The 26,579-nt window shown below is 68.8% G+C and carries 23 protein-coding genes; 16 read left to right on the forward strand and 7 right to left on the reverse strand.

All coding sequences use genetic code 11. The features are described 5' to 3' along the window. Positions 1-27: 27 nt before the first annotated feature. A complete protein-coding gene (locus tag ACQP1O_RS12265; protein WP_433565932.1) occupies positions 28-1,065 on the reverse strand; it encodes a lysylphosphatidylglycerol synthase transmembrane domain-containing protein in 1,038 nt (345 codons plus the stop codon). Between the two features lie 255 nt (positions 1,066-1,320). Between ACQP1O_RS12265 and ACQP1O_RS12270 the strand changes: the two genes are divergently transcribed. The 6 genes from ACQP1O_RS12270 to ACQP1O_RS12295 all read left to right on the forward strand — a co-directional run bounded on the left by ACQP1O_RS12270 (position 1,321) and on the right by ACQP1O_RS12295 (position 6,449). Then, positions 1,321-1,545 carry a hypothetical protein gene (locus tag ACQP1O_RS12270; RefSeq protein ID WP_433565933.1) on the forward strand — a complete coding sequence of 75 codons (225 nt, stop codon included), beginning with the start codon at positions 1,321-1,323 and terminating at the stop codon, positions 1,543-1,545. A 26-nt stretch (positions 1,546-1,571) separates the two neighbouring features. After that, the gene (locus ACQP1O_RS12275) at positions 1,572-2,519 is read left to right on the forward strand and encodes an acyl-ACP desaturase (RefSeq protein WP_433565934.1); all 948 of its coding nucleotides are present in this window, start codon (positions 1,572-1,574) and stop codon (positions 2,517-2,519) included. Positions 2,520-2,622: 103 nt separating this feature from the next. Further along, positions 2,623-2,931: a hypothetical protein gene (locus tag ACQP1O_RS12280; protein ID WP_433565935.1), complete on the forward strand. Its 309-nt coding sequence runs from the start codon at positions 2,623-2,625 to the stop codon at positions 2,929-2,931. Positions 2,932-3,208: 277 nt separating this feature from the next. Beyond that, entirely contained in the window at positions 3,209-4,807 is a 1,599-nt protein-coding gene (locus ACQP1O_RS12285) for an alpha/beta hydrolase (RefSeq protein WP_433565936.1), read from the forward strand. A gap of 291 nt (positions 4,808-5,098) precedes the next feature. Then, the gene (locus ACQP1O_RS12290) at positions 5,099-5,854 is read left to right on the forward strand and encodes a hypothetical protein (protein WP_433565937.1); all 756 of its coding nucleotides are present in this window, start codon (positions 5,099-5,101) and stop codon (positions 5,852-5,854) included. A 130-nt stretch (positions 5,855-5,984) separates the two neighbouring features. Further along, positions 5,985-6,449, forward strand: coding sequence for a DUF2231 domain-containing protein (locus tag ACQP1O_RS12295; RefSeq protein ID WP_433565938.1), 465 nt, complete (start codon positions 5,985-5,987; stop codon positions 6,447-6,449). A gap of 70 nt (positions 6,450-6,519) precedes the next feature. Here the strand turns inward: ACQP1O_RS12295 and lexA are convergent, their stop codons facing one another. Continuing rightward, positions 6,520-7,308, reverse strand: a complete 789-nt coding sequence (gene lexA, locus ACQP1O_RS12300) for a transcriptional repressor LexA (RefSeq protein WP_433565939.1) — start codon at positions 7,306-7,308, stop codon at positions 6,520-6,522. Between the two features lie 222 nt (positions 7,309-7,530). Between lexA and ACQP1O_RS12305 the strand changes: the two genes are divergently transcribed. From ACQP1O_RS12305 to nrdR, 3 genes are all read left to right on the forward strand, one after another. After that, positions 7,531-7,935, forward strand: a complete 405-nt coding sequence (locus ACQP1O_RS12305) for a hypothetical protein (RefSeq protein ID WP_433565940.1) — start codon at positions 7,531-7,533, stop codon at positions 7,933-7,935. Between the two features lie 186 nt (positions 7,936-8,121). Then, on the forward strand, positions 8,122-9,345 hold the full coding sequence (locus ACQP1O_RS12310; protein WP_433565941.1) for a hypothetical protein: 1,224 nt from the start codon (positions 8,122-8,124) through the stop codon (positions 9,343-9,345). Positions 9,346-9,451: 106 nt separating this feature from the next. Beyond that, the gene (gene nrdR, locus ACQP1O_RS12315; RefSeq protein WP_433565942.1) at positions 9,452-9,928 is read left to right on the forward strand and encodes a transcriptional regulator NrdR; all 477 of its coding nucleotides are present in this window, start codon (positions 9,452-9,454) and stop codon (positions 9,926-9,928) included. A gap of 190 nt (positions 9,929-10,118) precedes the next feature. Here the strand turns inward: nrdR and hrpA are convergent, their stop codons facing one another. Then, complete coding sequence (gene hrpA, locus ACQP1O_RS12320) at positions 10,119-14,411, reverse strand: ATP-dependent RNA helicase HrpA (RefSeq protein WP_433565943.1); 4,293 nt, start codon at positions 14,409-14,411, stop codon at positions 10,119-10,121. A gap of 137 nt (positions 14,412-14,548) precedes the next feature. On the opposite strand from hrpA, the gene ACQP1O_RS12325 reads away from it, so the two are divergent. Further along, the gene (locus tag ACQP1O_RS12325; RefSeq protein WP_433565944.1) at positions 14,549-15,172 is read left to right on the forward strand and encodes a Pr6Pr family membrane protein; all 624 of its coding nucleotides are present in this window, start codon (positions 14,549-14,551) and stop codon (positions 15,170-15,172) included. Between the two features lie 7 nt (positions 15,173-15,179). Here the strand turns inward: ACQP1O_RS12325 and ACQP1O_RS12330 are convergent, their stop codons facing one another. Further along, a complete protein-coding gene (locus ACQP1O_RS12330; protein ID WP_433565945.1) occupies positions 15,180-15,635 on the reverse strand; it encodes a GNAT family N-acetyltransferase in 456 nt (151 codons plus the stop codon). A gap of 349 nt (positions 15,636-15,984) precedes the next feature. Beyond that, on the reverse strand, positions 15,985-17,502 hold the full coding sequence (locus ACQP1O_RS12335) for an APC family permease (RefSeq protein ID WP_433565946.1): 1,518 nt from the start codon (positions 17,500-17,502) through the stop codon (positions 15,985-15,987). Between the two features lie 296 nt (positions 17,503-17,798). Here ACQP1O_RS12335 and ACQP1O_RS12340 point away from each other — a divergent pair, with 296 nt between their 5' ends. The 4 genes from ACQP1O_RS12340 to ACQP1O_RS12355 all read left to right on the forward strand — a co-directional run bounded on the left by ACQP1O_RS12340 (position 17,799) and on the right by ACQP1O_RS12355 (position 22,947). Then, positions 17,799-19,220, forward strand: a complete 1,422-nt coding sequence (locus ACQP1O_RS12340; RefSeq protein WP_433565947.1) for an APC family permease — start codon at positions 17,799-17,801, stop codon at positions 19,218-19,220. Between the two features lie 5 nt (positions 19,221-19,225). After that, positions 19,226-19,954 (forward strand): IclR family transcriptional regulator, encoded by a 729-nt coding sequence (locus ACQP1O_RS12345; RefSeq protein ID WP_433565948.1) that lies wholly within the window; start codon positions 19,226-19,228, stop codon positions 19,952-19,954. 101 nt (positions 19,955-20,055) lie between these two features. Further along, positions 20,056-21,114, forward strand: coding sequence for an ATP-binding protein (locus tag ACQP1O_RS12350; protein ID WP_433565949.1), 1,059 nt, complete (start codon positions 20,056-20,058; stop codon positions 21,112-21,114). A gap of 3 nt (positions 21,115-21,117) precedes the next feature. Continuing rightward, on the forward strand, positions 21,118-22,947 hold the full coding sequence (locus ACQP1O_RS12355) for a vWA domain-containing protein (protein ID WP_433565950.1): 1,830 nt from the start codon (positions 21,118-21,120) through the stop codon (positions 22,945-22,947). 31 nt (positions 22,948-22,978) lie between these two features. Here the strand turns inward: ACQP1O_RS12355 and ACQP1O_RS12360 are convergent, their stop codons facing one another. Together ACQP1O_RS12360 and ACQP1O_RS12365 are read right to left on the reverse strand one after the other, a co-directional pair. Then, entirely contained in the window at positions 22,979-23,821 is an 843-nt protein-coding gene (locus ACQP1O_RS12360; protein WP_433567659.1) for an MspA family porin, read from the reverse strand. 265 nt (positions 23,822-24,086) lie between these two features. Continuing rightward, positions 24,087-24,419 carry a hypothetical protein gene (locus ACQP1O_RS12365; RefSeq protein WP_433565951.1) on the reverse strand — a complete coding sequence of 111 codons (333 nt, stop codon included), beginning with the start codon at positions 24,417-24,419 and terminating at the stop codon, positions 24,087-24,089. Between the two features lie 187 nt (positions 24,420-24,606). Here ACQP1O_RS12365 and ACQP1O_RS12370 point away from each other — a divergent pair, with 187 nt between their 5' ends. Then, positions 24,607-25,227, forward strand: coding sequence for a DUF5134 domain-containing protein (locus ACQP1O_RS12370; protein ID WP_433565952.1), 621 nt, complete (start codon positions 24,607-24,609; stop codon positions 25,225-25,227). 105 nt (positions 25,228-25,332) lie between these two features. Next, complete coding sequence (locus tag ACQP1O_RS12375) at positions 25,333-26,559, forward strand: aspartate aminotransferase family protein (RefSeq protein ID WP_433565953.1); 1,227 nt, start codon at positions 25,333-25,335, stop codon at positions 26,557-26,559. The last annotated feature ends 20 nt before the right edge of the window (positions 26,560-26,579 follow it).

Raw genomic sequence — 26,579 nt, forward strand, 5'->3', positions numbered from 1 at the left:
GGATCGGTAACCGATTCCGGGCCGCGCTCAGATGGCGCGGCGATGGTTCAGATAGGCGAAGGAGGCGAGGCCCAGCGGGATCTGGCACCAGAAGGTGAGGAGCCGGAATCCCAGGGCCGCGCCGACCGCCACCCCGCCGGTCAGGCCCGCGACGGCGGTGAGGCCGGCTGCGATGGTGATCTCCTTGGTGGCGACCCCGTTCGGAGAGGGCAGCAGCGGGGCCAGGGCCACGGTCACCAGTTCCACCACGAACGTGTCGGGCAGGCTGAGGTTCGCGCCGACCGCGTGCAGCACCGCCCACAGCGCCACCACCATGAGCAGCGGCTGGATCAGGGCACAGATCCAGAGGGCGGCCGCGCGGCGCGGACGGACGGCGGTGGCGGCCACCGATTTCCAGGCCAGTTCGGCATCCGAGCGCGCGTGCCGCATGCGGGCTGGCAGCTGCCGCCAGCCGCCGTGCGCCTGCACCCGGCGGTTCATGGCCCGGCTCGCCACCGCCAGGACGATGCCTCCCACGAGCACGGCGATGATCATGATCGCGGCTGTGTTCCAGAGATTTCCGCCGATCAGGTGGTGCCACCACGCCGAAGCGCGGGTGCCCAGGTCGTGCCACGGGGGTTGCGCGCCATTGCGGCTCATCAGGCCCGGTGCGGCCAGCGCCGCGATCACCACCAGCGGAACCCGCACCATCAGCGCGGCGAACCCCATCAGCGCGATGGACGCCACCGCGCCGGTATGACTGAGTCCGGTGCGGCGTAGGAACCGCATCCGCAGCAGCAGTGAGGCCGCGGGCACCAAGCCGATGGCGGGTACCGCGAGCTGGAGCGCGAACAGCTGCCGGGCGGAGGTGTCGGCGGGTATCGAACCGCGCAGCATGAAAACCGAGGTGGGCCAGAGGGCGAGGGTGGCGAGTGCGGCCAGGAGCAGCCAGCGCGGGTCGGCTCCGGCGAGGGCGTGGACTCCGGTCAGGACCGCATCCCGCTGCCAGAACGCCGCAGCCACCACCAGCACGGTGAAGGCGATGGTGGGTAGTGCCTTTCTCGCAGATGCGGGAACGGCCGCCATCTGCCCTCCTCGGTATCGCAGCTGTCTTTTTCGCCGGTGAATCGCATTTGCGCAGATCAACATTAACGAGGTCGGTGGCGCATGGACTCGTGTCGCCCGATTGGACCGCGGCGTGTTGCCGCCGACCCGCCTGCTGATCACGGCGCTGCCGGACCCGGCGTTTCCTATCGGACTGGTTGTTCTGCTGGCGTTGGGTGTAGCCGGCATCTGGCGGGCGAGGACTACCTGGTCCGGACCGCGGTCGCGGACCCATCGGTGATTCGAACCGAAGGCAATGGGATTGCCGGGTTCATTGAACACGATTTGAAGATCGAAAACGAGTGCCGAGTTGCCGACGGAGAAAATCTCGACTGCCCACCGGGATCGATCACCGGATTCCGGCATATCGACAGAACGGTCGTCTTCCAAGAGCGCCAGGGCGATTCGCCGCCGATCCGGGTAGGCTCGCTGACAATGGGGAGTGCCGAGATCAAGTCGTAGGGCAGGGACACGACGTGGCGAATTCCATGACCGCGAGCGCAGTGCTTGCCGAACTCGAACCGGTGGCGGAAGCGAATCTGAACCGGCACCTCTCGGTGGCCAAGGAATGGCATCCGCACGACTACGTGCCCTGGGACGAGGGCCGCAACTTCGCCGCCCTGGGCGGAATCGACTGGGACCCCCGGCAATCCCGGCTCAGCGAGCCGGCGCGGGCCGCGATGATCACCAACCTGCTCACCGAGGACAATCTGCCCTCCTACCACCGGCTCATCTCCGAATCGTTCACCCGCGAGGGCGCCTGGGGCACCTGGGTGGACCGCTGGACCGCCGAGGAGAACCGGCACGGGATCGCCATGCGCGACTACCTGGTGGTCACCCGCGGCGTCGATCCGGTGGCGCTCGAGCACGCCCGCATGATCTGCGTCGGGACCGGCATCGACGACCCCACCGGCACCGGTGACCACGCCGTTTTGCACGGCGTCGCCTACGTGACGTTCCAGGAGCTGGCCACCCGTGTCTCGCACCGCAATACGGGCAAGGCCTGCCACGATCCGGTCGCCGACCGCCTGCTCGCCCGTATCGCCACCGACGAGAACCTGCACATGGTCTTCTACCGCAATATCTGTGGCGCGGCCCTGGACCTGGTCCCCGACGACGCCCTCGCGGCGATCACCGCGGTCATCGAGAACTTCCGCATGCCCGGCGCCGGCATGCCCGACTTCCGCCGCAACAGTGTCCTCATCGCCAAGCACGGCATCTACGATCTGCGCCAGCATCTCGACGAGGTGATCCTCCCGGTGCTACGCAAGTGGAACATCTTCGAGCGCACCGACTTCACCGCGCGCGGCGAGAAGATCCGTGACAGCCTGGCCACGTACCTGGACAAACTCGGCAAGGATGTGGTCCGTTTCGAGGAGCAGCGCGACCGTGCGCTGGCCCGCGATGCCGCCCGGCGGGCCGCCGCGGCTACCTGAACCCCCCGATGTGAACAGCCACCGCGCTGTCCACAGCCCCCGCTTTTCGCCGAGCCCTCCCGTCCCGCCGCCGCTAGGGTGTGGTCCACACGAAGGGGGAGGCATGACAGACATGCTGCGCGCCGACATCACGGCGCTTCGAATCATGGCGGCGGGCATCCACTCCGAAGCCGCGGCCATCTCGGCCATCGACCCGGTCGACCTGATCGCGAAAGTCGGTCGGGCCATGCCGAATTCCGCGATCGGCGCAGCCGCCGTCACCGTCGGCGACCCACTCCTCGCCGCCCTTCGCAGGCTGGCGACCCACCTCCACACCTTCGCCGATACCACCGCCCACACCGCAACCACCTATGAGGCCAACCAGCTAGCTCTCGAAACCCGGCTGGACGGCTACCTGCACGGCGTTTCCTGACCGGCCGCCGGTTCGGCGCCCGCACGAACGACGAACTCGCCTCCTGCTGAACGGTATTCGCCGTTGGCGCCTACCGATGCGGCGTTCCGCGCCGCGGGTGACCAGTGGCGCGCTAAACAGGTCGGGTGCCCAGCGTGGGGACGCTTGCGCCCGGCGGCAGTACGGATCTTTCGAATCGGATGGGGTTGCGTGGGGAGGTGCGATGGTGCGAGCGGGGTTTTCGCAAGTGCGGGGCTGGGAGCCGGGAGCTGCGATCCGCGCCAGTTCGGGTGTGGCGGTGGCTGATTCGGCGTTCTCGGGGGTCATGACACGGGTGGGACGCCTGGCCGATGTCACGGTCGCCGGGTGGCAGGGGGCGGCGGGGACGGCGGCCGCGCTGCGGGCATGGGAGTCGCAGCTGGCGGCGAACCACATCGGTGCGGCACTGCTCGACGTCGCCGACGCGTTCGCCGAGGCGGGCGCGCTCGAGCGGGTGTGCGTGCTGGTCGGGCAGCTCGCGGACGAGGCCCGGGCCACCGGCTGCCGGATCGCGGAGGACGGCACGGTCCGCGGTCCGCGCTCCGATACCGGGAACTCGGCGCTGGACCTGATCTTCCAGGCGGGCTTCGATGCGAAGGCGAAGCAGGTGCAGGCCCGGCTGGTGCCCCTGCTGGATCTCGCGGGGGAGATCGACGAGCGAGTCGGGGCCCGCCTCGGCGCGGTGGCGGAGGCGCTGGCGGGGTTGACCGTGGATCCGACGGGTGGCGGGCCGAGCACTCGGGTCGCCGGGATTCTCGACGGGACCGCGAGACTTCCGGAAGATCCCAAAGTGCTCTGCGCGTTGTGGAAGTCGCTCACGCCCGCGGATCAGGACGCGTTGTTCGCGGCCGATCCGCTGCTCGGGGACCGCGATGGGATGCCGGCATTGGCCCGCGACCACTACAACCGGATCGCCTTACGGCGGTTGCGGGCCGAGGCCGAGATGGAGGATCGGCGGCTGGCCGACCGGCACCGGGACTGGACGCGGCACGAGAACCTGCCGACCACCAGCGCGGGCTGGATTCGGTTGCGGGAGTGGGAAACCGCGCGGGAGGAGGCGCAGACGCGCGATGCCGGGTACGCGGCGCTCTCGAATCAGGCCGGCGATGCGGGCTCGGGCCGATTGGTGCTGGCGGTGGACCGGAACGGGCACGGCGTGATCGCACTGAACAATCCGGATCTCGCGGTCAACGTCGCGACCTTCGTTCCCGGTACCGGATCGTCGCTGACCGGCATCGGTGTCGGGGTCGACCGCGCGCGGGCACTGCTCGACGCGGCCGAGCGAGCCGATCCGGCCGCGCGGACGTCGGTCATCGCGTGGTACGGGTACGACGCGCCGCCGGATCTGGCTGAAGCGGCGCGCGATCGCCGGGCTCGGGCGGGCGCGCCCGCGCTGGATCGGTTCGAGAGTGGCCTGCGGGCCGGCCATCCGGGGCTCGCCGCCCATCAGACGGTCGTCGGGCACAGCTACGGGAGCGCCGTGATCGGAGCGGCGGCCAGTGGAGCGAGCTCTCTGGCGGCCGACGATGTGGTGTTCGTGGGAAGTCCTGGGGTAGGTGTTGATGATGTTTCGCAATTGCGTTTGACGGGTATCCCTGCGGGCCACAACGGTGCGCATGTCTATGCCACTGCCGACCCCGCTGATCCGGTGCCCAAGTTCGGACAGTTTCTCCATGGGGTCGATCCGGTCGATCGCGAATTTCGCGCAACGACTTTCACTTCTTCCGGGGCCACTATCGACCTTCCCGTGTTGCGGGCCCTGCCGTTCGATGTCGTGTCACATGGAAACTACTGGGAGCCTGCGAATCCGGGCCTGCGGCACCAGGGGGAAATCATCGCCGGACGCTATGGCCAATGATCCCGAACGGGCGGTTCGTTGCGTCGCGATAGCCGTAACTGCTGGTTGCGGATTAGTTGCGGGAGTGCCCGTATCACGGCTCTGGGCGGCCGACCAAACTGGTTTGAAACGGTCGGGTTCATGCTAGGGTTCCGTCAGGTTGGAATGGGAAGTCGGAGACAAATGCGCACTGAGAACATCAATAGAAAGTTCAAACTGCACGACGAGCGCAGGATCGCCGCCCAACTTCCAGAGCAACTTCTTGGTTTAGATGTCGTGGGTTTTGGGAAGTTAGAAGAGTTTCCGGGTGAGTTGCTGAGCTCCTTCGGGGAATTCGCGAACGGTTCCGTACCTCCGCAGTCCCGCATCTATCGCAATGCTCAGCCGAATCTGATCGACGCCTGGCTGCTGGAGCTGCTGCGCGGTGCGCGCATCGGCGACCGCTTCTACCTACGTACCGGGCTGGAGTACTTCCCCTGGGCCGACTGCCGCGTCCTCGACCACCGCTGGCTGGAGTCGCTACGCCGCGTCATGGGCACCAACCAGGGATACATTGCGCACGACAAGAACTCGGCCGTCATGACCATCGGTACGCAGTACGAGGTCCTCGGCTTCGTCGCCGGCTCCGGCCTGCCGAGCGGGGCCGAGGCCGCGCCGGTCGAGGACGTCCCGACCCGCCGTATCGTCCAGGCCTCCGCCGGATCGCCCGATCAGGTGACCACGGCGCTCAGCGACGACCTGCGGGCCCGCCGCCTGGCCGCGCTGAACTCCGACGCGCCCGCCGCCCGCGACCCTGACCCGGCCGCCGTGCTGGCCTCCATGCCGGACCTCCCCGCGACGCCGGCCCAGGAGAAGCCGGCTCCCCAGATCGTGGATGTGCTCCCGGTTCCCGCGCCGGAGGCGGCCGCCGCCCCCGAGCCCGCGGCGCTCGAGCCTGCCGCGTCCGTGGCGTCCGAGACCGTCGCCCCGAAGGGCGCCGCGCCGGTCGCCGGCCAGCCGATGCCCGGACGCGACGAGGCGCCCACCCAGCTCATCTCCCGCATCGTGGTGCCCACCGAAACCGACTGACTGCTCACGCGACCCACGGTCCCGATCCGAACTCGCCGGACGACCGTGGGTCCGAACCGAACCGGCCGGGCCCGGCTTACGTTGTTCTGATACGCCGGGCTTCGTTCGCCGAGTTCGAAAGAGCCGATATATGTCGACATTCAATGGGCTGCCCGCCCATGTCCTGCTGGTGCACGTGATTGTCGTGCTGGTCCCGCTGACCGCGGGGCTGCTGATCCTGTGCGCACTGTGGCCCGCGGCCCGCAGCCGGTTGATCTGGCCGACCGCCGTCCTGGCGGTGCTGGTGACGGCATTGACGCCGGTGACTGTGAAGGCGGGGGAGTGGTTCCAGCGGCAGCTCGGTAATCCCCCGGTGGTGGACGAGCACGCGCGGCTCGGTCATCAGATGCTGTATTTCGTTGCGCCGCTACTGGTTTCGGCCGTGCTTCTGGTCTTCGTGCACCTGCGGCGCGGGCGTGGGAAGTCGCTGGGCCGGGCGGCGGTCGCGGTGATCGCGCTGCTGGTGATCGCGAGCGGCGCGGCGGCCGGGTGGCAGACCTACCGGGTCGGGGACTCGGGGGCGCACGCGGTGTGGAACGGCGTGCTCAACCACTGACGGAGATGACTGTCGTGACCCGGCGGCCGGTCTGCGGGGCGGTCGCCGGGCCACGGCAGTGCGGGCACGGTCAGATCTTGCGGATGACCGTGACGACCTTGCCGAGAATCTGGGCGTCATTGCCCGGAATCGGCTCGAACAGGGGGTTGTGCGGCATCAGCCATACCTGGGATCCGGTGCGCTTGAAGGTCTTCACGGTGGCCTCGCCGTCGATCATGGCGGCCACGATGTCCCCGTTGTCGGCCACGTTCTGCTGACGCACGACCACCCAGTCACCGTCGCAGATGGCGGCGTCGATCATGGACTGGCCGACGACCTTCAAAAGGAACAGCGAACCCTCACCGACCAGTTCGCGCGGCAGCGGAAAGACATCCTCCACCGCCTGCTCGGCCAGGATCGGGCCACCGGCGGCGATCCGGCCCAGCACCGGGACGTAGGTCGGGACGGGGTGTTCGTCGGAGGCGTCGGCCTCGGTATTGACCGCGCGCAGCTGCGACACGCCGGCGGTGGCGCGCACCGCGGTCTCATCCAGGCCCCGGACGTCCACGGCGCGTGGGCGATTGGGGTCGCGGCGCAGATAGCCCTTGCGCTCGAGTGCCCGGAGCTGGTGTGCCACCGAGGAAGTCGAGGTGAGGCCGACGGCATCGCCGATCTCGCGGATGCTGGGCGGATAGCCGCGGTCGTGCACCGAGGTGCGGATGACCTCCAGCACCTTGCGCTGGCGCACGGTCAGATCGGCGCCGACACCGGACGATTCGGACAGGGGGCCGCCACCGTCGGGACCAAGGGGTCCGTTCTCACCATCCGCGCCGCCGTGTTCGCTCACCGCCGCCGTCCTCCGTTCACTGCTGTCGCTCACCGGAATTCGTTCCCGGATGCGGTTCATCGTGCGTCCGGGGAACTCGTGTCTCGACTGTAGTCCGTGTGACGCGTGTGATCAAACATCTGTTCGACGCATGTCGGGGAAATCAGTGACATTGTCGGTGGGCCGTGGTAGAAATTCGAACATCAGTTCTTCGAACACATGATCGAGTCAGTTGTCCAGCATCATTCGGTCCGCCCTACTTTGGAGGTTTCTTCGATGCGCGCCGTGGTCAGCGAAATCGACACTCTGGGAAGCGATCTGGGATTCGACAGCATCCCCTGGGAGCTGCGTTCGGATCGGTTCCGGACCCGGACGTCCGCGGCTGCGGGCCGTCCCGCCGTGGACCGCCGCCCCTGCCGCGCGCGGGTCCGCACCGTTGCCGGCGCAGGTGTTCGACGCGACCATGTCGTCGTGCGACACGCGGCCCGGCGCGCCCGTGGCGCGCATCCGCTGGATCGGGTGCAGCGCGCCCAGGTCGGTCTCGCGGCCCTTGCCATCGCCGCGTTGATGAGCGCGCTGGCCGTGGCCGCTCTGATCGGCCTGGCCCATTTGCGGTCCGGCGACTTCGATTCGCAGACCACCCCGTCCTCGGTCCAGCTGGTCCAGGCGCCGGTGCGATAGCGGGCCCGCTGCTGCGGTAGTTGCCCGGTCATAGCCGTTATTCGGGGTAGAGCTCGACGGCCATGGGTGTGGCCGAAAATGCAGATTGAAAACTGAAACGTGTTGCTAGCGTCCCCCTGGATGTGACAGAGGCTACATTCGCGCGGTCCGTGCTCCGGCCCGTGCGCACAGCGACAGGGGGCGTCAATGCCGAGAGTTCGAGGGCTGATCCGGGTGGCCGGTGTCCTCACCTGCCTGACGATCGGGCTGGTGATCACACCGGCCGTGCATGCGGAGTCCGCCTATGCCGCGTATCTGGATCTGCCGACGGTCAATGGTGACGGCGCGGGCGGCGGCGGTTTGAATCCCGCACTGTCCCTGGATCCGGATACCCTGCGGGCCGCCCTCGACGACGCGCGCGCCGCGGGCGTCGAGCCGCGGCACTACGCGACTCTGCTGCATCAGTACTGGCTGGTCACCGCGACCCGGAATGCCGATATCGACCTGGCGGCCTGGGATCCCGGGCGCGGCGTCGCGGCGAATACCCGCACCTTCACCCAGGTTTACGTGAACTACCTGCGGCTCAACAACGCTCACCCGGACTACTGGTGGACGGGTCTGGCCGGGCTCGCCGGCGGGTCGTTCGCGTCGGGCTTCTTCGACATGGGTGATGTGTCGGCCATTCTCTCCGTGCCGGGCACCCATCAACTCGGTGACTCGGTGGCCGATCTCCTGCGCGGCACCCCGCCGCAGCTGCTGGACATCCTGCCCGCCGATATCCGGACCCTCGGCACCGCGGGCGAGCGGCTCACCGCCGACGATCTGGCCTGGTACCAGACCCGGCTGATGATCATGCAGAAGCACATCTTCATCGACCAGGTGCCCATGCACGAGGCCTACGCGGCCGCGGGCCTGGCCGGTGTCGAGGAGATGTACCGGGCCGGCGTGCTGGACGAGAACGCCATCACCGCCTGGCGTGAAATCGACGCCGGCACCCCCGACGGCCTGGCAGACGCCGCGCTGCGCATGACCGACCGGGAACAGAACCAGATCATCGCCGACCAGTGGGATGTCACCTCGCACGGCCGTGGCGACCTGGGCCGGGTCATGACCTATGTGAGCACGATCGCGGGCAAGGCCGCCGTTCCCGGCGTCCGTGCGCCCGGCGTCTTCGCGCCCACCACCCTGACCGCGGGCGCGATGTCGCTGCGCGCCCCGCTGCCCGACTTCAACTGGGCCGACCGCGACACGCGGTGGAACTACATCACCCACGATCTGCTGCCGCGCTACCTGGAACTGTGCGCGAATCCGGCCGCCGCGAGACCGGTTCTGGCCGTGCCGTTCCCGGTCATGCTGACCAATGGGCGGCTGGTGCAGCGATTGCCGGATCTGCTCGCCGACCTGACCTCGCAGTGGCAGGTGACCACCTGATTCGGGCCTGTGGACACGGGCGGACGCCGCCGATCGGGTCCGTCACGGTATCCTCGAGATTGCTCGAGGTTGCTGTGGAAGCCCAGGCATCGACGAAGGATCCCGGATGCATTGCCCGTACTGTCGTCATCCCGATTCGAGGGTGGTCGACTCGCGTGAGGCCGAGGAAGGCACCGCCATCAGGAGGCGACGTGCCTGCCCGGAGTGTGGGCGCAGGTTCACCACGGTCGAAACCGCGATCCTGTCGGTCGTGAAGCGCAGCGGTGTCACCGAGCCGTTCAGCCGCGAGAAGGTCATCCGCGGCGTCAGCCGCGCCTGCCAGGGCCGCGAGGTCGATTCCGATGCGCTGAACCTGCTCGCGCAGCAGGTGGAGGATGCGGTGCGCGCCAAGGGTTCTCCCGAGGTGCCCAGTCACGAGGTCGGCCTCGCCATTCTCGGCCCGCTGCGTGATCTCGACGAGGTCGCCTACCTCCGCTTCGCCTCGGTCTACCGATCCTTCAGCTCCGCCGAGGATTTCGAACGCGAGATCGCCGACCTGCGCAAGCACCGTGCCGACCACACCGTGGGCGCGGCGACCGAGTAGACGGGCGCGACCGCTACCGGTCACCTCCACATCGATTCCCGGTCCGGCCCCGAGCAATTCGGGGCCGGACCGCTTCATTTCCCGGCATCCCATGCCCGGCGGAGGGGCGATGCGCCGGCCCGCCACCGGTTTCCGAGAAGGCAAGTGCGCCAGTGCATGGCCGTGGTGTTGCGCGGGAGATCGCGCCCCGTCAGCGCTTTTGCTGCGGTGGGCGGCGGGCGATGTCGATCGCCTTCTCGATGCGCTTCGCCGACACGGGATAGGGGGTCCCGAGTTGCTGGGCGAAGAGGCTGACGCGGAGTTCCTCGATCATCCACCAGATTTCGACGATGTCGCGGCCACCCCGGCGCGCCTCGGGGAGATTGCCGACGAGGCGGTCGTAGGCGGCGTGGACGCGGTCGAGTTCGGCCAGGCCGGCGCGGTCGCGGTTGGCGGAGGCGGGGAGCGCCTCCAGGCGCAGGCGGGCGGCTTCCAGATAGCGGGGGAGTTCCCGCAGCCGGGCGCTGCCCCATTCGGCGATGAAACCGGGGAAGATCAGATCATCGAGCTGATGCGTGACATCGTCGGTGGCGTCGCGGTCGCGGGATTCGGCGAGGACGGCGCGCAGCCGGTGCGCCTCGGCGAGGACCGGGACGACCGAGCGGACGATGGTTGCGACGGCCGTGGTGAACTGCGGACGGACCTTCTCCACCAGCGCCTGGAATTGCTCGGGGCTGCGCACCGGTCCGCCGTTGGCGGCGATGAGTTCGTCGGCGGCGCAGGCGCGGCAGTCCTCGACCAGGGCGTCGAGGGTGCCGTACGGATTCTGGCTCAGCGCAAGGCGATCGGTGGGCGGCAGGCCCGCGGTGACAGCGCGGGTATTGGTGGTGATCGCGCCCAGCAGCAGCGCGCGGGTGCCCGTGCGCATGGCGGTGGCCTGGGCGGCGGGGGAGCTGAGGACGCGTACCGCCACGCCGTCCGTTTCGGCGACCAGGGCCGGATAGCCGGTAATGGTCTGGCCGCTGACCTGGCGCTTCACCGAGGATGGCAGGGTGCCCAGGGATTCTGAGGTCCACACCGTGGACGGGGCCCGCTCGGCGGCGTTGTTGGCACGCGCTACCGACTTCGAGACCTGTTCCGCCAGGGTGGATTTCAGTTCGGCCAGGCTCTTGCTGCGGGCCACGACGGCACCGGTCGGGTCGGTGGCGGCGAAGGTCATGCGCAGGTGGTCGGGCAGGCCCGCCGGATCGAGCATGGCGGCGGCGATGGTCACCGAGCCGAGCTGCGACAGCTCCCGGGCCAGCCCGGTGCGCAGTGGTTCGGCGCGCGGGGTGAGGCGGTCCAGGGCGGCCTTGGCGAAGTCGGGTGCGGGAACCACGGTGCGGCGCAGCTGTTTCGGCAGCGTCTTGATGAACGCGGCGGCCAGCTCCTCACGCATGCCGGGGACCAGCCAGTCGAAGCCGACCGAGCGCACGTGCGCGAGCTGGGCGATCGGGATGTGCACGGTGACACCGTCGTCGGCCTGACCGGGCTCGAACTGGTAGGTGAGCGGGAAGGTCAGCTCGCCCTGCCGCCAGCTGTCGGGGTAGGCGGTCGGATCCAGCAGTGCCGCATCCTCGTTCACCACCGTGGAGGCGGTGAAGTCCAGCAGGTTCGGATCGGCGCGCTGGGTCTTGCGCCACCAGCTGTCGAAGTGCCGCACCGACACGATGTCCGACGGAATGCGCTGGTCGTAGAAGTCGAACAGCACCTGATCGTCGACCAGGATGTCGCGCCGTCGCGCCCGATGCTCCAGATCCGCGACGTCGTCGAGCAATTCGCGGTTCCGTGCGAAGAAGTCGTGCTTGGTCTGCCACTCGCCCTGCACCAGCGCGTGCCGGATGAACAGCTCCCGCGACAACTCCGGATCGATCCGCCCGAAGTCCACCCGCCGCTGCGTCACCAGCGGAATGCCGTACAGCGTCACCCGCTCGTAGGCCGCCGCCGCACCCCGTTTCGCCGACCAATGCGGTTCGGAGTACGTGCGTTTCACCAGGTCCCCGGCCAGCCGCTCGGCCCACTCGGGTTCGATCCGGGCCGCCGTCCGCCCCCACAACCGCGAGGTTTCCACCAGCTCGGCCGCCATCACCCACCGCGGCGGCTTCTTGGCCAGCGACGATCCCGGGAAGATCATGAACTTGGCGTTGCGAGCCCCCAGGAACTCCCGGGTCTCCGCCTCCCGCACACCGATATGCGAGAGCATGCCCGCCAGCAGCGCCTGGTGGATGGACGTCACATCCCAGGGCAGCGAGTCGTTGTCCAGCCCCGCTTTCGCCGCGAGGGTCTCGGCCAACTCCGCCCTGTTGCTGTCCGATGCCGCGCCTCTCGTGCTTCCGCGCCCACTCTGGGATCGGCTCGCGCGGCCCGGGTCGTTGGCGTGCGCACCGCCGCTCCCGCGCCGGTTTCGTCCGGTATGGCTGTCGCGAGCGTCATTGGTGGCCAGGTGTTCGCCGGATCCGGTTTCGGATCTGCTCTCGCCGCGATCCGCGCGGCTCGTGCTCCGGCCGCGGCGGTTGCGCGGGGCGCCGTCGGTGTCGGAAGGCGTTGCGGTGCGGTCGAATTGGGCGTCCGAGCCTGCGGTGTTCCACCCGAGGCCGCGGGTGATGGTGCGGAGTTGGCCGTGCAGGTCCTGCCATTCGCGAATCCGGAGGTAGTGCAGGAACTCGTCGCGGCACAGGCGGCGGAACTGGTTGGAGGAGAGGGCGTTCCGCTGTTCGCGGAGGTAGTCCCAGAGGCGCAGGTAGGCCAGGAAGTCGGAGCCCTCGACCGTGAAGCGCGCGTGTTTGGTGTCGGCGGCCTGCTGGTGTTCGACGGGGCGTTCGCGGACATCCTGGATGGACAGGGCCGCGACGATGATGAGGACCTCGGCGAGGCAGCCGCCGCGGTTGGCCTCGACCAGCATGCGGGCCATGCGCGGATCGACCGGGATCTGCGCCATTTCGCGGCCGATGGGGGTGAGGATCAGACCGGCGTCCGGAATGTCCTTGCGCGCACCGGCTTCGGCCTCCGCCCGGCCCAGCGCGCCGAGCTCCTCGAGCAGCGCGATGCCGTCGCGAATGGCACGCGCGTCGGGGGCCTCGACAAAGGGGAAGCTCTCGATATCGCCGAGCCCGAGCGCGGTCATCTGGAGAATGACGGCGGCCAGGTTGGTGCGCAGGATCTCGGGTTCGGTGAACTGCGGCCGGGATTCGAAGTCGTCCTCGGAGTACAGCCGGATGGCGATACCGTCCGCGACACGGCCGCAGCGACCGGACCGCTGCCGCGCCGATGCCTGCGAGATGGACTCGATGGGCAGCCGCTGCACCTTCGTGCGCATGGAGTAGCGCGAAATGCGTGCGGTGCCAGGGTCGATGACGTAGCGGATGCCCGGCACCGTGAGCGAGGTCTCGGCCACATTGGTGGCGAGCACCACGCGCCTGCCGGTGTGCGATTCGAATACCCGGTGCTGCTCGGCCGCCGACAGCCGCGCGTACAGCGGCAGAATCTCGGTGCGCGGCAGCCGCATATCCCGCAGCGAGTCCGCGGTATCGCGGATCTCGCGTTCGCCGGAGAGGAAGACCAGGATGTCCCCGTCGCCCTCGGACTGCAGTTCCCGCACCGCGTCGCCGATGGCGTCGGTGGGGTCGCGGTCGACGATCCGGGTGTCCTCGTCGTCGGGGTCCTCGGAGGTGACCGGAAGCTCCAGCGACAGCGGCCGGTATCGGACCTCCACGGGATACGACCGTCCCGACACCTCGACAATCGGTGCGGGCGTGCCGTTCTCGTCACCGAAATGCCGCGCGAACAGCTCCGGGTCGATGGTCGCGGAGGTGATGACGATCTTCAGATCCGGGCGCTTGGGCAGCAGCTGCTTGAGATACCCGAGCAGGAAGTCGATATTGAGGCTGCGCTCGTGCGCCTCGTCGATGATGATGGTGTCGTAGCGGCGCAGCAGCCGGTCGCGCTGGATCTCGGCGAGCAGGATGCCGTCGGTCATGAGTTTGACCAGCGTGCGGTCCGACGCCTGATCGGTGAAGCGGACCGTGTAGCCGACCACGTCGCCCAGTTCGGTGCCGAGTTCCTCGGCGATGCGCTCGGCCACGGTGCGGGCGGCCAGTCGCCGCGGCTGGGTGTGGCCGATGGTGCCGCGGACCCCGCGCCCGAGCTCGAGGCAGATCTTGGGGATCTGGGTGGTCTTGCCGGAGCCGGTCTCGCCGGCCACGATCACGACCTGATGTGCGGCGATGGCCGCCGCGATGTCGTCGCGGCAAGCGGAAACCGGTAGCTGCTCCGGATACCGGATGGTCGGGACGACGGCGCGGCGGGCGTCCACCCGGCGTTGCGCGGCGTCGATATCTGCTTCGAGGTCGGTGAGATCGCCACCGCGGGCCTTGTCGAGCCTGCGACGCAACCGGTGCTCGTCGCGGATCGAGAGATCGGCCAGGCGGGAACGAAGCTCGCGAGAGGTGGCGGCGGTCCTGGTCATTGCATCGTCAACGATAGCGAAGAGTCGGTCCGGGCCGGTCGGCGCGGTGTCCGGTGGCCCGATCTCGCGCTTGCCGGAAGTGTGCCGCACCGGCGTATCGTCCCCGTTCGGGCGGTTCGGCGTGCGACCATCGGGCCATGGCCGTCAGAGGTGGAACGCCCGCGTGGATCCGGGTGCTGCGCATCGTTTTCGGAATCGTGGGCTTGGTGGCGCTGGTCTGGATTCCGCTGCGCAATGTGGGCAACCCGAATTATTCGTATCTCAACTTCTTCAGCTACTTCACCATCCAGTCCAACATCCTGGGCATCATCGTGCTGCTGGTCGGCGGGCTGCGTGACCCGGCCGGCCGGCGCTGGCAGGTGTTTCGCGGCGCGGCCACCCTCTACCTGACCATCACCCTCGTCATCTACGCCGTGCTGCTGGCCGACATCGATGTGCAGCTGACCGAGCGGTGGATCAACGACACCCTGCATCGGGTGATTCCGATCGTGCTGATCGCGGACTGGTTGCTGGTGACCGCCGGTCTGAAGCCGACCGTCCGGCTCATCCTGGGCTGGCTGGCCTACCCGCTGGCCTACGGCTCCTACACGCTGTTGCGCGGGCCGTTCGTCGACTGGTACCCCTACCCGTTCATCGACCCCCGCGACCAGGGCTACGCCCAGCTGTCCGCCGGGTTGGTGACCATGGCCGTGATCTTCGCCATCCTGGGCGTGATCGCGGCGGCGCTGAACGGGCTGGTACCCAGGGCCGTCAGCCGCTGACTCCGGCTCAGAGTGCCCGGGTCATGAAGACGCTGTGCGGGTCCGCCGCGTACTCCGCGAACGCCCCGCACTCTTCGAACCCGTGCCGCTCGTACAACCGCACCGCAGGCAGATAGAACTCCGACGCCCCGGTCTCGAGGCTCAACCGCTCGTATCCGCGCGCGGCGGCCTCGGCGAGGATATGCCGCAGCAACTGTGACGCCACCCCGCGCCCCCGTTGGCTCGCCGCGGTTCGCATGGACTTGATCTCGCCGTGCACCGGATCCAGCTCCTTGAGCGCCCCGCACCCGGCCAGTTCCGTGCCCTCCCATGCCGACCAGAAGGTGATCTCCGGCTTGCGCAGCGCCGCCACATCGAGCGCGTGCATGCTGTCCTCGGGTGAGTTCGCCAGCATCTCGGCAACGTGGGCCTCGAGCAGTCCGATCACCTCGTCCCCGCTCAGATCGTCGATCACAATGCGCATGCCGCCAGGCTATCCGCCGAGCTCGAGAGCCTGACCGCATGGGCCGCGCCGCCGGTCCGGGGTACTGACCGGCCGCGCCAACCCGCCGACCTACCGTGCCGTCCGTTCCAGTGTGGTGCATGTGTACTCGTGCGACCGGTGAGACTCGGTGTGGCCGGACGGGTTTCGTGATCATTTCGGGTTATCCGGTTCGGCTGTTCGGGCCGTCGTGGGGCGAACCGCAGTGGCACGGTTCCGAGGGTGCTACCGCGGGGCGTCGGATACGTGCACGCCGACTCGAAGCTGAAGACGGCCCGGAAGCCGCAAGGCTCCGGGCCGTCGCCACGCTGCCGGACCCCGATCAGGGAGGTCAGCGTTCGTGGGTTTCCGCCAGGACGGTCCGGCCGACCCGCGCGTACCGGGCGGGGGAGCGACGTTTCAGATATTCGGCGAAACCGAAGCCGCCCAGGGCGATTGCGGCGACCAGCCACGGGGTGGCCTTCAGGACCAGGGAGCTGGATTCGGCGCCCGCGGCGGTACCCATGTTCAGGACCAGCAACCCGACCACGCCGGCCATGGCGAGGCCGCCCAGCAGCGGAGCCAGCACGGTGCGGAACCAGTGCCGGCTCTCGGGGTGATGGGTACGGAAGTAATTGAGCACCGCGAAGGAACAGGCCGCCTGGACCACCAGGATGGCCATGGTGCCGAGAATCGCCAGCAACGTGTAGGTGCCGGAATAGGGATCCTTGCCCGCGATTCCGAAGCCCGCGACCAGCGCGCAGGCGATGACCGTCTGGACCACGCCCGCGATGTGCGGTGACCCGTGCCGGGGATGGGTGCGGCCGACGGTGCGCTCGAGCACGGGGAAGACGCCCTCCCGGCCGAGCGCGTAGAGGTAGCGGGCGGCGCAGTTGTGGAATGCCATGCCGCAGGCCAGGGATCCGGTCATCATGAGCCACTGCATGGCGCTCACCGCCCAATGCCCGACATAGGTCTGGGTGGGGTGGAAGAACAGGTCCATCGGGTTGTCGGAGGCCGCCAGCGCCGCCGATTCCCCGATGCCGTTGCCGGACATTGCCATCCACGACACCAGCACATAGAACACCCCGACACCGATGACCGCGATCATGGTGGCCTTGGGGATGATCCGCTTGGGATCACGGGATTCCTCGCCGTACATGGCCGTCGACTCGAATCCGACCCACGACCAGAACGCGAAGAACAGGCCCAGCCCCGCCGACGGCCCGGTGAAGGCATTGACCGGATTCAGCGGCGCGAACGAGAATCCGTGCGGCCCACCGCCGTGCAGCGCCACCGCGATACCCATGATGGCCAGTACCGCGCACTCGGTGCCCAGCAGCACGACCAGGAACTTCTCCGCGACGGCCACCCCGAACCAGGTGCCCAGGGCATTGATCGCCAGCATGACGATCGCGAACACCCACCAGGGCACGTGCACGCCGAACTGTGCCGCAACGGTATTCGTGCCGAAGCTCGAGAAGATCCCGACCAGCGAGCCCTCGAACACCATGTAGGCGAAGGTGGCCAGCAGTCCCGCCGCCAGCCCGGCCGAACGGCCCAGTCCGAACGAGATGAACCCGTAGAACGCGCCGGTCGCGGTGATGTGCTTGGACATGGTGGTGAAGCCCACCGAGAACACCGCGAGCACCACCATGGCGATCAGGAACGCGGCGGGCGTGCCCGTCCCGGTCCCGGCCGAGATCATGAACGGCACATTGCCGGTCATGGCGGTGATCGGCGCGGCGGTGGCGATGGCCATGAACACCACCCCGAGCAAACCTACGGCATTGGCCTTGAGGCGGTGCACCCCGTCGGGCGGATTGGCGCCGGGCGGCGCGGCGGTGGCGCGTTCGATCTGCTGCGTCATGGATCCGTCTCTCTGCTGCGCCCGCCCCGGAATCACCGGGTGGCGGGGTCTTTTCCGATGGCGCGGAACGCTATAGACGGTCTGTAACAGCGGCGGGTGTGTGACGGTGACCGTCGGCGGGAAAGGCGCAAGATTTTTCTCTCGCCTCGAGACAAGCGGATGTTACGTGTGTTTACGCCCGTGCAATACGGATCGGCGACGCTGTGGCAACCCATTGTCGGTGAACCGGTCCAGAGAGAGGCGCGCATATGAGATCGGCTGCGCCGAGTCGGCCCCCGGTGTCCGGACGTTCACCCGTGCGCGGATTGACCAGGCGCGAACTGCCTTTCGTGCCGGTGTTCGCACAGTCGGTCGCGGCCATCGCGCCGTCGGGGACGGCCGTGGTCACCCCGGCGTTCGTGATCGGCGCGGCCGGGGGCGGGGCGAGTGTGGCCGCGTTCCTGGCGGCGGCGCTGCTGGCCTGGGGGGTGGCGCTGGTGATCCGGCCGATGGCGCAGCGGCTGGCGGTGACCGGCGGGCTGTACACGTATGTGGCCAAGGGGCTCGGCCCCGCGGTGGCCGTACCGGTCGGCTGGTCGGCGATCGCCGGGTACGCGAGCGTCAGCGTGGCGGGCCTGATCGCGGTCGGCACGTATCTGGACCAGGTCGCGGTGACCGCCGGACTCGCCGGATTCGGCGGGACCGCAACGATTGTCGCGCTGCTGCTGATCGCGGCTTCGGCGGCGGCGGTGCTCATGGTGCGGGGGATCCGGCTGTCCGCCTCGGTGACCCTGCTGATCGAATGCGTCTCGGTGGTGACGGTCCTGGCCCTGATGGGCTACCTGCTGACCCGCGACGGTGTCGGCGCGCAGGCCGGCCGCGCCTTCGAATGGCACGGTGGCACCGGTGGTCTCGCCATGAGTGCGGTGGTGGCCATCAGCGCGTTCGTCGGGTTCGAGAGTGCGACAACGTTGTCCGCCGAGGCCTACCGGCCCTTCCGGTCGGTGCCGCGCACGCTGGCGTGGACGCCGGTCGCCGCGGCGGTCATCTATCTGATCACGGTGTCCGCGCAGGCGGTGGCGCTGGCCGCCGCGCCGCCCGGCCTGGCAGCCGGTTCCACACCGGTGACGGACCTTGTGTTGCAGGACAATTCGCGATTCCTGAGCGCGGTGTTGGACCTCGGGGTGGCGGCGTCGTTCTTCGCGTGCACGGTCGCCTCGATCAATGCCCTGGTCCGAGTGCTGTTCACGATGGGCCGCGAGGGCATCGCCCCGGCCGCGGCCGGTCGCACGCACGCGCGTTTCCACACGCCCGCACCCGGGATCGTCGCGGCGGTCGGCGCGGTGACCGCCTGCGCGGTCTGGTACCTGCTGTCGGGAGCCGAACCGCAGGACGGGATTCGGAGCTTTCTCACCCTGAGCGCGCTCGGCTACCTGGGCTCGTATCTGCCCGCCTGCCTGGCCACTCCCGCGCTGCTGCGCCGCATCGGCGAACCCAGCCGTGGCATGGCGCTGCTCGGCACGGTCACCGCGACTCTGCTCGGAATCCTCATGGTCGCCGCCGCGGTATCGGCCCGCAATGACAATGTCACCGTGGTGATCGCCTACACCGCGGTGCTGACGGCCGCCGCGCTCTTCACCATCGCGCTGCGGGTCTGTGCGCCGGATCGCTTGCGCGGCCTCGGCATCTACGACGAACCTCAGCGCGCGGACCTGCTGCCCACCGCGACCTTCCGGTAGGCGCGATGAAGGACTCCCGCCGCACCACCACCGTCACCAACTCCATCGCCATTCTCGAGGCGGTCGCCGACTGCGGGGTGGGCGTCACCGCCAAGGAGATCGCCGAACGCCTCGGCATCGCCCCCGCCACCACCTACCGGCTGCTGAATTCCCTTGTCGCCGACGAGTATCTGGTCCGCACCGCCGATCTGCGCGGCTTCGCGCTGGGTGCGCGGCTGCACGGGTTCGCAGCCGCCATCCGGATACCGGTGGTGCCGGCCGCCGCGGGTGGTCTGCTCGGCGAATTCCGTGCGTCCACCCGATTCGCGGTGCACCTCATGAACTTCCGCCCGGCCGCGGTACAGGTGCTCAGTGAGGACCCGGACCATCCGATTCCGGGTGAGCGGGAGTTGTCGCGGCATCTGCACGCCTCCGCCGCGGGTAAACTGCTGCTCGCCGCCCGGACCGAATGGCGCACGCTCGTCGCGCACCCGGTGCGAATCGCGGCGCGCACCAAGGTCGATCACGCCGCTCTCGCCGAGGATCTGCGGACCGTCCGCGAGTCCGGATATGCCAGGGCCGCAGACGAACTCGTGCCCGGCGTCGCCTGTCTGGCCCTGCCCATCTACAATGCCGTGGGCAGTCTCGCGGGTGCGCTGTGCCTGAGCGGCCCGAGCAACCGGCTGCCGGCGCTCGAGACCCACCGCGACCCGGCCCGTGACTGCGCCGCCCGCCTGGGCCCGTTGCTCTACTGACTCGACCCGCTGCTCATCGACGTCGTCCCGCGCCGAAAATCATTGGCCGCCCTCGGGTGTGCGCTCCTAACCTGGGTCCACATCCGGCCTGAAAGGACGATTTGGAAGCGACTGTCACGGTGACTCCGGACCAGTTGCCGGAGCTGCTGCTGCACGTCGCGGTGGTGCGTCCGGTATTTCTGTGGGGAGCGCCCGGAATCGGTAAGAGCTCGCTGGTGCGCGGTTTCGCCGAGGCCCTCGGCCTGGACTGCGTCACCCTGCTGGGCACGCAGCTGGCCCCCGAGGACCTCATCGGCGTGCCGCAGATCGTCGAGAACCGCAGCCGGTTCGCGCCGCCGGAGATGATCGCCCGCGAGCAGCCGTACTGCCTGTTCCTCGATGAACTCAATGCCGCGCCCGCCGAAGTCCAGAAGTCGTTCTACTCACTGATTCTCGACCGGCGCGTGGGCGCCTACGAGCTGCCCGCCGGATCGGTCGTGATCGGTGCGGGCAACCGCGCCACCGACAACGCCCTCGCCCGCCCCATGGCCTCCGCGCTGGTCAATCGCATGGTGCACGTGCACTTACGCGCCGACCTCGACGACTGGCTAAAATGGGCCGCCGGCAATGACATTCATCCCTGGGTGATCGAGTACGTCATGCAACGGCCCGACCACCTGTGGGCGCAGCCGCCCAAGACCGAACAGCCCTTCTCCACCCCGCGCGGCTGGCACATGCTCTCCGACGCCCTGCACTCCTACGGCGATGACATCGACGACACCACCCTGGCGGTGCTGTCGTCCGGAATCCTCACCGCCGCACACGCTTCCGGCTTCCGCGCCTTCGTCAAGACCGTGCGGCACGCCTACGACCTGGACGCGGTCGTCAAGGGTGAGGCGGGATGGCCCCGCAATCCAGCCGACCGCGACCTGCTGTACTTCCTGTCGGAGGTGTTCCGGGCCCGGCTCGTCAAGGAGCTCCCCGCATCCCGCGAGCACGCATCGCCCGGGGTGAAACGATTCTCCCTGCGTGCCAAGACCATGCTCACCGAACTGGCCGAGATCTCGGTCGAGTGTGCGCAGCTGGTCATCGCCGCGGACGACGATGGGCTGCCGGTCCTGCCGTCCTGGTTCCTGGTCGAGGTCACCCGCGATCTGCCGCGGCTGGCGGCGCGGCGATAGCCCGTGGCCGGACGCTCGAATCGCAAGCGCGGCAAGGTGATCGACCCGTGGCGCGAGAATCTCGACACCGGATGGCGGCAGGTGTGTCAGCATCCGATGTTCCGGCGGATCCAGAACGGGTCCATCGACATCGACGGCCGCCTGCCCGAAGATGTGTGGGCCGTCGTATCACCATGGGGCACTGTCTATTACGACTCGAAGCGGCATGGCTCCGCCGAGGAATGGGCGTGGATCTTCGCGCATCTGCTACTGCATGCGGGGTTCGGCCACCTCGACCCACGCGGCCTGCCGGAGCACGCTCTGGCGCCGAATGTCTACGCGCGCACCTGGATCACCGCGTCGAGTCGGCCCCATCCGGTCTACCGAGCCGCCTGCTGCGCGGTGGTCGACCAGTATCTGCTGACCCTGAAGATCGGCCGCCCGCCGCACGAGTTGCCGCCCCCGCCCGGCGGGTCGGATGAACGTGGCCTGGCCGAGCGCTGGCGGCAGTCGAGCGTCCCGGAGCCATACCGCCGCACCGAGTTCCCGGACTTCTTCGTCGACACGGCCGAGACGGCCGGCAAGCGGGATCATCAGTCGCGCTTCGCCGCCGGTATCGGTGAGGCGGCCCGGGAGGCGCTGGCCGAGGCCGGCCGCGATGTCACGCGCGGACAGGCCACGAGCCTGCGGGTCTGGGACCGGGCGCTCAACTGGTTCGTCTCGTCCTATCCACTGCTGGGCGCGCTGGCCGCGGGTATGAAGATCGTCGCCGACGCCGATCTCGCTCGCGGCTGGGACATTTCGATCGCCGCGGTCAATGCCGAGGCGGCCGAGATCTACATCAATCCGTTCGCGGTGTTGTCCGATGAAGAGTGGCGCTTCGTCCTCGCGCACGAAATGCTGCACGCGGCTCTGCGGCACGGTGACCGCGCGGGCCGGCGTGACCACTACCTGTTCAATGTCGCCTGCGATTACGTGATCAACGGCTGGCTCGTCGAGATGGGCGTGGGGGAGCTGCCCGAGGGGCTGCTGTACGACCCGCAGCTGAAAGGCCTTTCGGCCGAACAGGTCTACGACCGCATCGCGACCGACATGCGCCGCCTGCGCAAGATCGCCACCCTGCGCGGGCGCGGCAAGAGCGACATCCTCGGAGAACCGCTGCCGCACAGCCACACTCCGGGCCGCTACCTGGACCTGGACGAGTACTACCGCAATGCCCTGCACACCGGTCTGGCCTACCACCAGTCCAGCGGCCGCGGACTGCTACCTGCCGGACTGGAACAGGAGATCCGCGCGCTCGATCAGCCGCCGCTGCCCTGGGATGCCCAACTGGCGCAATGGTTCGACGAGCACGTCCCGGCCGTCGAGAAGCGCCGCAGCTACGCCCGCGCCTCACGCCGCCAGTCCGCGACCCCCGACATTCCGCGCCCGGCCTGGGCGCGGCCGGATGAATCGGTGCGGCTGCCCACCTTCGGCGTGGTACTCGATACCTCGGGCTCGATGTCGGGGGAGCTGATGGGCAAGGGGCTGGGCGCCATCGCGTCCTACGCCCTCGCTCGCGACGTGCCGCGTGCCCGAGTCGTGTTCTGCGACGCGGCCGCCCACGATGCCGGATACCTGCCGGTCGACGAGATCGCCTCCAGCGTTCGCGTCCGAGGTCGCGGCGGCACCGTGCTGCAACCGGGCATCCGGCTGCTCGAACGCGCCGACGACTTCCCGGCCGACGGACCGATTCTGGTCATCACCGACGGCATGATCGATGTCCTGCGCATCCGCCACGAACACGCCTTCCTGATCCCCGCCGGCGCCACGCTGCCGTTCCGCCCCCGGGGACCGGTGTTCCGGATTCGCTGACCCCCAACCCTTCTCGAATCGGCTCCGGGCTTCAGAAGGTGAACTGATCGCCGTAGGCGGTGGTCTGCACCACTCCCTGCGCGGTACTCACCGTGGTCGTGACGAAGGGGACGGCCGACACCGGCGAGGCGCATTGGGCGACGTTCAACGCGGCGTTGTTGAAACTGATGCGGTACGGGAACACGGTGGTGTTGTCCAGGGCCGACGTCGCCGTTGTCGCGATGGTGACCTGGCCGGGCCCCAGGGTGGCCGTCAAGACTTCGGTGATGCCCAGCGCCCCGCCGACACTGGGTCCGAGGTCGATGCTGGGTGGGCTGGCAGTGGTTGTGGTGGTAGTGGTTTCGGTGGTCGGGGTGGTCGTCTCGGTGGTCGGGGTGGTCGTCTCGGTGGTTGGGGTGGTCGGCGTGGTCTCGGGGGTAGTGGCGCTGGCTGGGGTGGTTGGGGTGGTTGGGGTGGTAGTGGCGCTGGTTGGGGTGGTAGTGGCGCTGGTTGGGGTGGTAGTGGCGCTGGTTGGGGTGGTAGTGGCGCTGGATGGGCTCGTAGTGGTTATGGCGGCCCTGGCTGGGCTGGTAAGGGGTGTGCGGGCAATGGGTGTAATGGCGCTGGGTGTGACGACGGAGGCGTTGGACGTCGGCATGGGAGTGGCCGTCGCAAGCGGCGCGCTGACGGCGCTCGCAGTGCTCGCAGGGCTCACTGTCGGGGCAAGGGCGCCGACCCAGCCTTGGTTGGGCTCGATTCCGACGGTGAAGCCGCCGGCCACACTGATCCCGCAGCCGAGGATGAACCCCGCGACGGCCTGACCCGACGTGATCGGGTCACCCTCCACATTGACCGAGTAATCGCCGGACATTTGTGCGGCATGCGAGAACGTCATGAGGAAGTTCGGAGTCCGGTTGCCGGGCGCATTCACCCCGACCCTGTCGACCGATGCCGTCACGTGAACTCCCGAACCGGTTACATCCGAGCCGGGCGGCTGGGCTTGGCCCACGTCGGTACCCCAGGCCCACACGCCCAGGACGCCCAGAGTTGCCACGGCCGTGCCCGCCGCGGCGACGATTATGAGACGCCGCAAACCTGGATCCTTTCTCGAAGATGTGCGCTAGCGTTTCTTCCAGAGTCCGATATCACAGGAACAGCCGCTATTGGCTGGCAATTAAGCCTATCGGAGACATCGGGCCGGGCAGCGAATGCGGCGATAAGGCGTGTCGACCAGGGAATTCCTGCGGACCGTCCGATGTCGGCCACGAAATACCCTGCTGGAAAACAGGTTTCGAGGCGCACTGATTCTTGTTCGCTGCTGGGTCGCCGAGACCGGCCTCGAGGGTGCTCAGCCGCGCGTCGAAGCTCCGCATCTCGTGGAGGATTCCTTTCATCGCCTCGGTCATCCGCTCGACCGAACAGCGCAGCAGGTACAGGTTCGCGCGCAGATCGGCGATCGGATCCACCGGGTCGTCGGTTCGGCTCGGACGCATGGGTGCTCCTCTGTTCGATCACTCGATACGAACGATTCAGGGGTGTGAGGAGTGAATCGGCCGGGTAATCGGTCACCCAGTGGCGGTGCCCGGGCGGGGGATTCGGCAGGGGAAAGGCGGGGGAGCCGGGGCCGGACGGTGTCAGCATGGAAGGGGAGCCGGTCGCCGCGGTGAGAGGTGGTGGGGTGTGGGGTTGATCGTCGAGCAGTACGGGGTGGTGCGGTGGGTCGCGGTGATGGCCTTCTGCCTGGCCGCCGCCCTGGTGGCCGCCAGGCTCGGCACGGTGCGCCCGGGCTCGTGCGCCTGGTTGCGCGTGGATCGGGAGTCGGATGCCGCACACCTGGTGATGTGCCTGGTAATGCTGGGAATGTTGGTGTTTCCGACGGTCGCCGACCCGCACGCGGTGCGCGGGGTGCTGACGGCCATGGTGGTCGTGTACACGCTGTTGCTGGGAGATCGGATACTGCGGTGGCGCAGCGCGTTTTCGGACGCGGGCACCGGGGGAGGGATGGCCGGCGCGTTCGCGTATCACGTTCTGGCGGCCGCGGCGATGCTGTACGCGATGAGCGGGCACGGGCCGCACGAACACGGCGGGCACGGGCACGTGGGGCCCGCACCCGGTCCGGTGCTGGTGCTGGCGGCGCTGTTCGTGGCGGACGCGGCGGTCATGGCGGTGCCGGCGCTGCGCCACCGGTTGCCACGGGTGTTCCCGCATCCCATGGGCGCGGCCGGATCGCTGGCCGTGGTGCCGCACCTGGTGATGGATCTCGGCACCGCCTACATGCTCGTCGCCGCCGCGGCCGGGTGACCCGGGGGCCATTCGACCTGTTCACCGTCGTGATGGTGAGATGGTGAAGAAAGACCGGTTCGCCCGGATGGGCGTGGCCGGTATCGGGTGATGGAGGTGCTCTGGATGGGTTCGCTGTGGCATGGCTTCGCCGATATGGGTGCGGTCGAGCGGGACGGGGCGTTCGTGGTGGCGCGCGGCGAGGGCGCGTACATCTGGGACGAGGGTGGGACACAGTACCTCGATGCCACCGGCGGCCTCTGGTTCGCCAATATCGGACACGGCCGCCGCGAGATCGCCGACGCGGTCGCCGCGCAGCTGACCCAGGTCGCGCACTACTCCAACTTCGGCGATCTGGCCTCACCGGTGACCCGTGATCTGGCCGAGCGACTCTCCGCCCTGGCGCCGGTGCCCGGCAGCAAGATCTTCTTCACCTCCGGCGGCTCCGACGGCATCGACACCGCCGCCAAGCTGGCCCGCCGATACTGGCAGGAGCTGGGCCGCCCGGAGAAGACCATCCTGGTGGGCCGTCAGAAGGCGTACCACGGCATGCATGTCGGCGGCACCGCGCTGGCCGGCATCCCGGTCAATGGCGAGGGCTACACCGGCGTCTTCATGCCCGACACCCGCACCATCGAATGGGATCAGGCCAAGGCGCTGACCGCCCTCATCGAGGAGGTCGGCGCGGACCGGATCGCGGCGTTCTTCGCCGAGCCCATCATCGGCGCGGGCGGGGTGTACCTGCCGCCGGAGGGCTACCTCAACGAGGTCCGGCGGATCTGCCGCGACAACGACATCCTCTTCGTCGCCGACGAGGTCGTCACCGGCTTCGGCCGCATCGGCGGATCCTGGTTCGCCTCCTCGCGTTTCGGCCTGGAACCCGACCTCATGACCACCGCCAAGGGCCTCACCTCCGGGTACGTCCCCATGGGCGCGGTCTTCGTCGCGCCCCGCGTCGCCGAGCCGTTCTTCGCCGGCGGCGTCTGGTGGCGGCACGGCTACACCTACGGCGGTCACGCCGGCGCGGCCGCCGCGGCCATGGCCAACCTCGACATCGTCGAGCGCGAGCACCTGCTGGATGCCAGCAAGAACCTGGAATCCCTACTGCACCAGTACTTCTCGCTGCTGGCCGAGCACCCGCGGGTCGCCGAGGTGCGCAGCGGCCTGGGTGCGGTCGCCGCGGTCCAGCTGGCCGACCCGGCCGAGGCCCTCGCCATGGTGAAAACCCTTCGCGCCCACGGTGTCTCGACACGCGCCGCCGGTCAGGGTGCCCTGCAGATCTCGCCGTCGTTCGTCATCACCGAGGCCCAGGTCGCGGAGATGGCCGACCGCTTCGCGCGCGCCCTGGGCTGAGCCGGACCGGGCGGAGTGTC

This window comes from Nocardia sp. CA-151230 (assembly GCF_050942175.1).
GTDB lineage: Bacteria > Actinomycetota > Actinomycetes > Mycobacteriales > Mycobacteriaceae > Nocardia.

What these genes read in the sequence shown, in the direction of transcription:
- ACQP1O_RS12265 (WP_433565932.1), bottom strand. Translation starts at nt 1,065, where the DNA reads ATGGCGGCCGTTCCCGCATCTGCGAGAAAGGCACTACCCACCATCGCC.
- ACQP1O_RS12275 (WP_433565934.1), top strand. Translation starts at nt 1,572, where the DNA reads ATGACCGCGAGCGCAGTGCTTGCCGAACTCGAACCGGTGGCGGAAGCG.
- ACQP1O_RS12280 (WP_433565935.1), top strand. Translation starts at nt 2,623, where the DNA reads ATGACAGACATGCTGCGCGCCGACATCACGGCGCTTCGAATCATGGCG.
- ACQP1O_RS12295 (WP_433565938.1), top strand. Translation starts at nt 5,985, where the DNA reads ATGTCGACATTCAATGGGCTGCCCGCCCATGTCCTGCTGGTGCACGTG.
- ACQP1O_RS12305 (WP_433565940.1), top strand. Translation starts at nt 7,531, where the DNA reads ATGCGCGCCGTGGTCAGCGAAATCGACACTCTGGGAAGCGATCTGGGA.
- ACQP1O_RS12310 (WP_433565941.1), top strand. Translation starts at nt 8,122, where the DNA reads ATGCCGAGAGTTCGAGGGCTGATCCGGGTGGCCGGTGTCCTCACCTGC.
- nrdR (WP_433565942.1), top strand. Translation starts at nt 9,452, where the DNA reads ATGCATTGCCCGTACTGTCGTCATCCCGATTCGAGGGTGGTCGACTCG.
- hrpA (WP_433565943.1), bottom strand. Translation starts at nt 14,411, where the DNA reads ATGACCAGGACCGCCGCCACCTCTCGCGAGCTTCGTTCCCGCCTGGCC.
- ACQP1O_RS12325 (WP_433565944.1), top strand. Translation starts at nt 14,549, where the DNA reads ATGGCCGTCAGAGGTGGAACGCCCGCGTGGATCCGGGTGCTGCGCATC.
- ACQP1O_RS12330 (WP_433565945.1), bottom strand. Translation starts at nt 15,635, where the DNA reads ATGCGCATTGTGATCGACGATCTGAGCGGGGACGAGGTGATCGGACTG.
- ACQP1O_RS12335 (WP_433565946.1), bottom strand. Translation starts at nt 17,502, where the DNA reads ATGACGCAGCAGATCGAACGCGCCACCGCCGCGCCGCCCGGCGCCAAT.
- ACQP1O_RS12345 (WP_433565948.1), top strand. Translation starts at nt 19,226, where the DNA reads ATGAAGGACTCCCGCCGCACCACCACCGTCACCAACTCCATCGCCATT.
- ACQP1O_RS12360 (WP_433567659.1), bottom strand. Translation starts at nt 23,821, where the DNA reads ATGACGTTCTCGCATGCCGCACAAATGTCCGGCGATTACTCGGTCAAT.
- ACQP1O_RS12365 (WP_433565951.1), bottom strand. Translation starts at nt 24,419, where the DNA reads ATGCGTCCGAGCCGAACCGACGACCCGGTGGATCCGATCGCCGATCTG.
- ACQP1O_RS12375 (WP_433565953.1), top strand. Translation starts at nt 25,333, where the DNA reads ATGGGTTCGCTGTGGCATGGCTTCGCCGATATGGGTGCGGTCGAGCGG.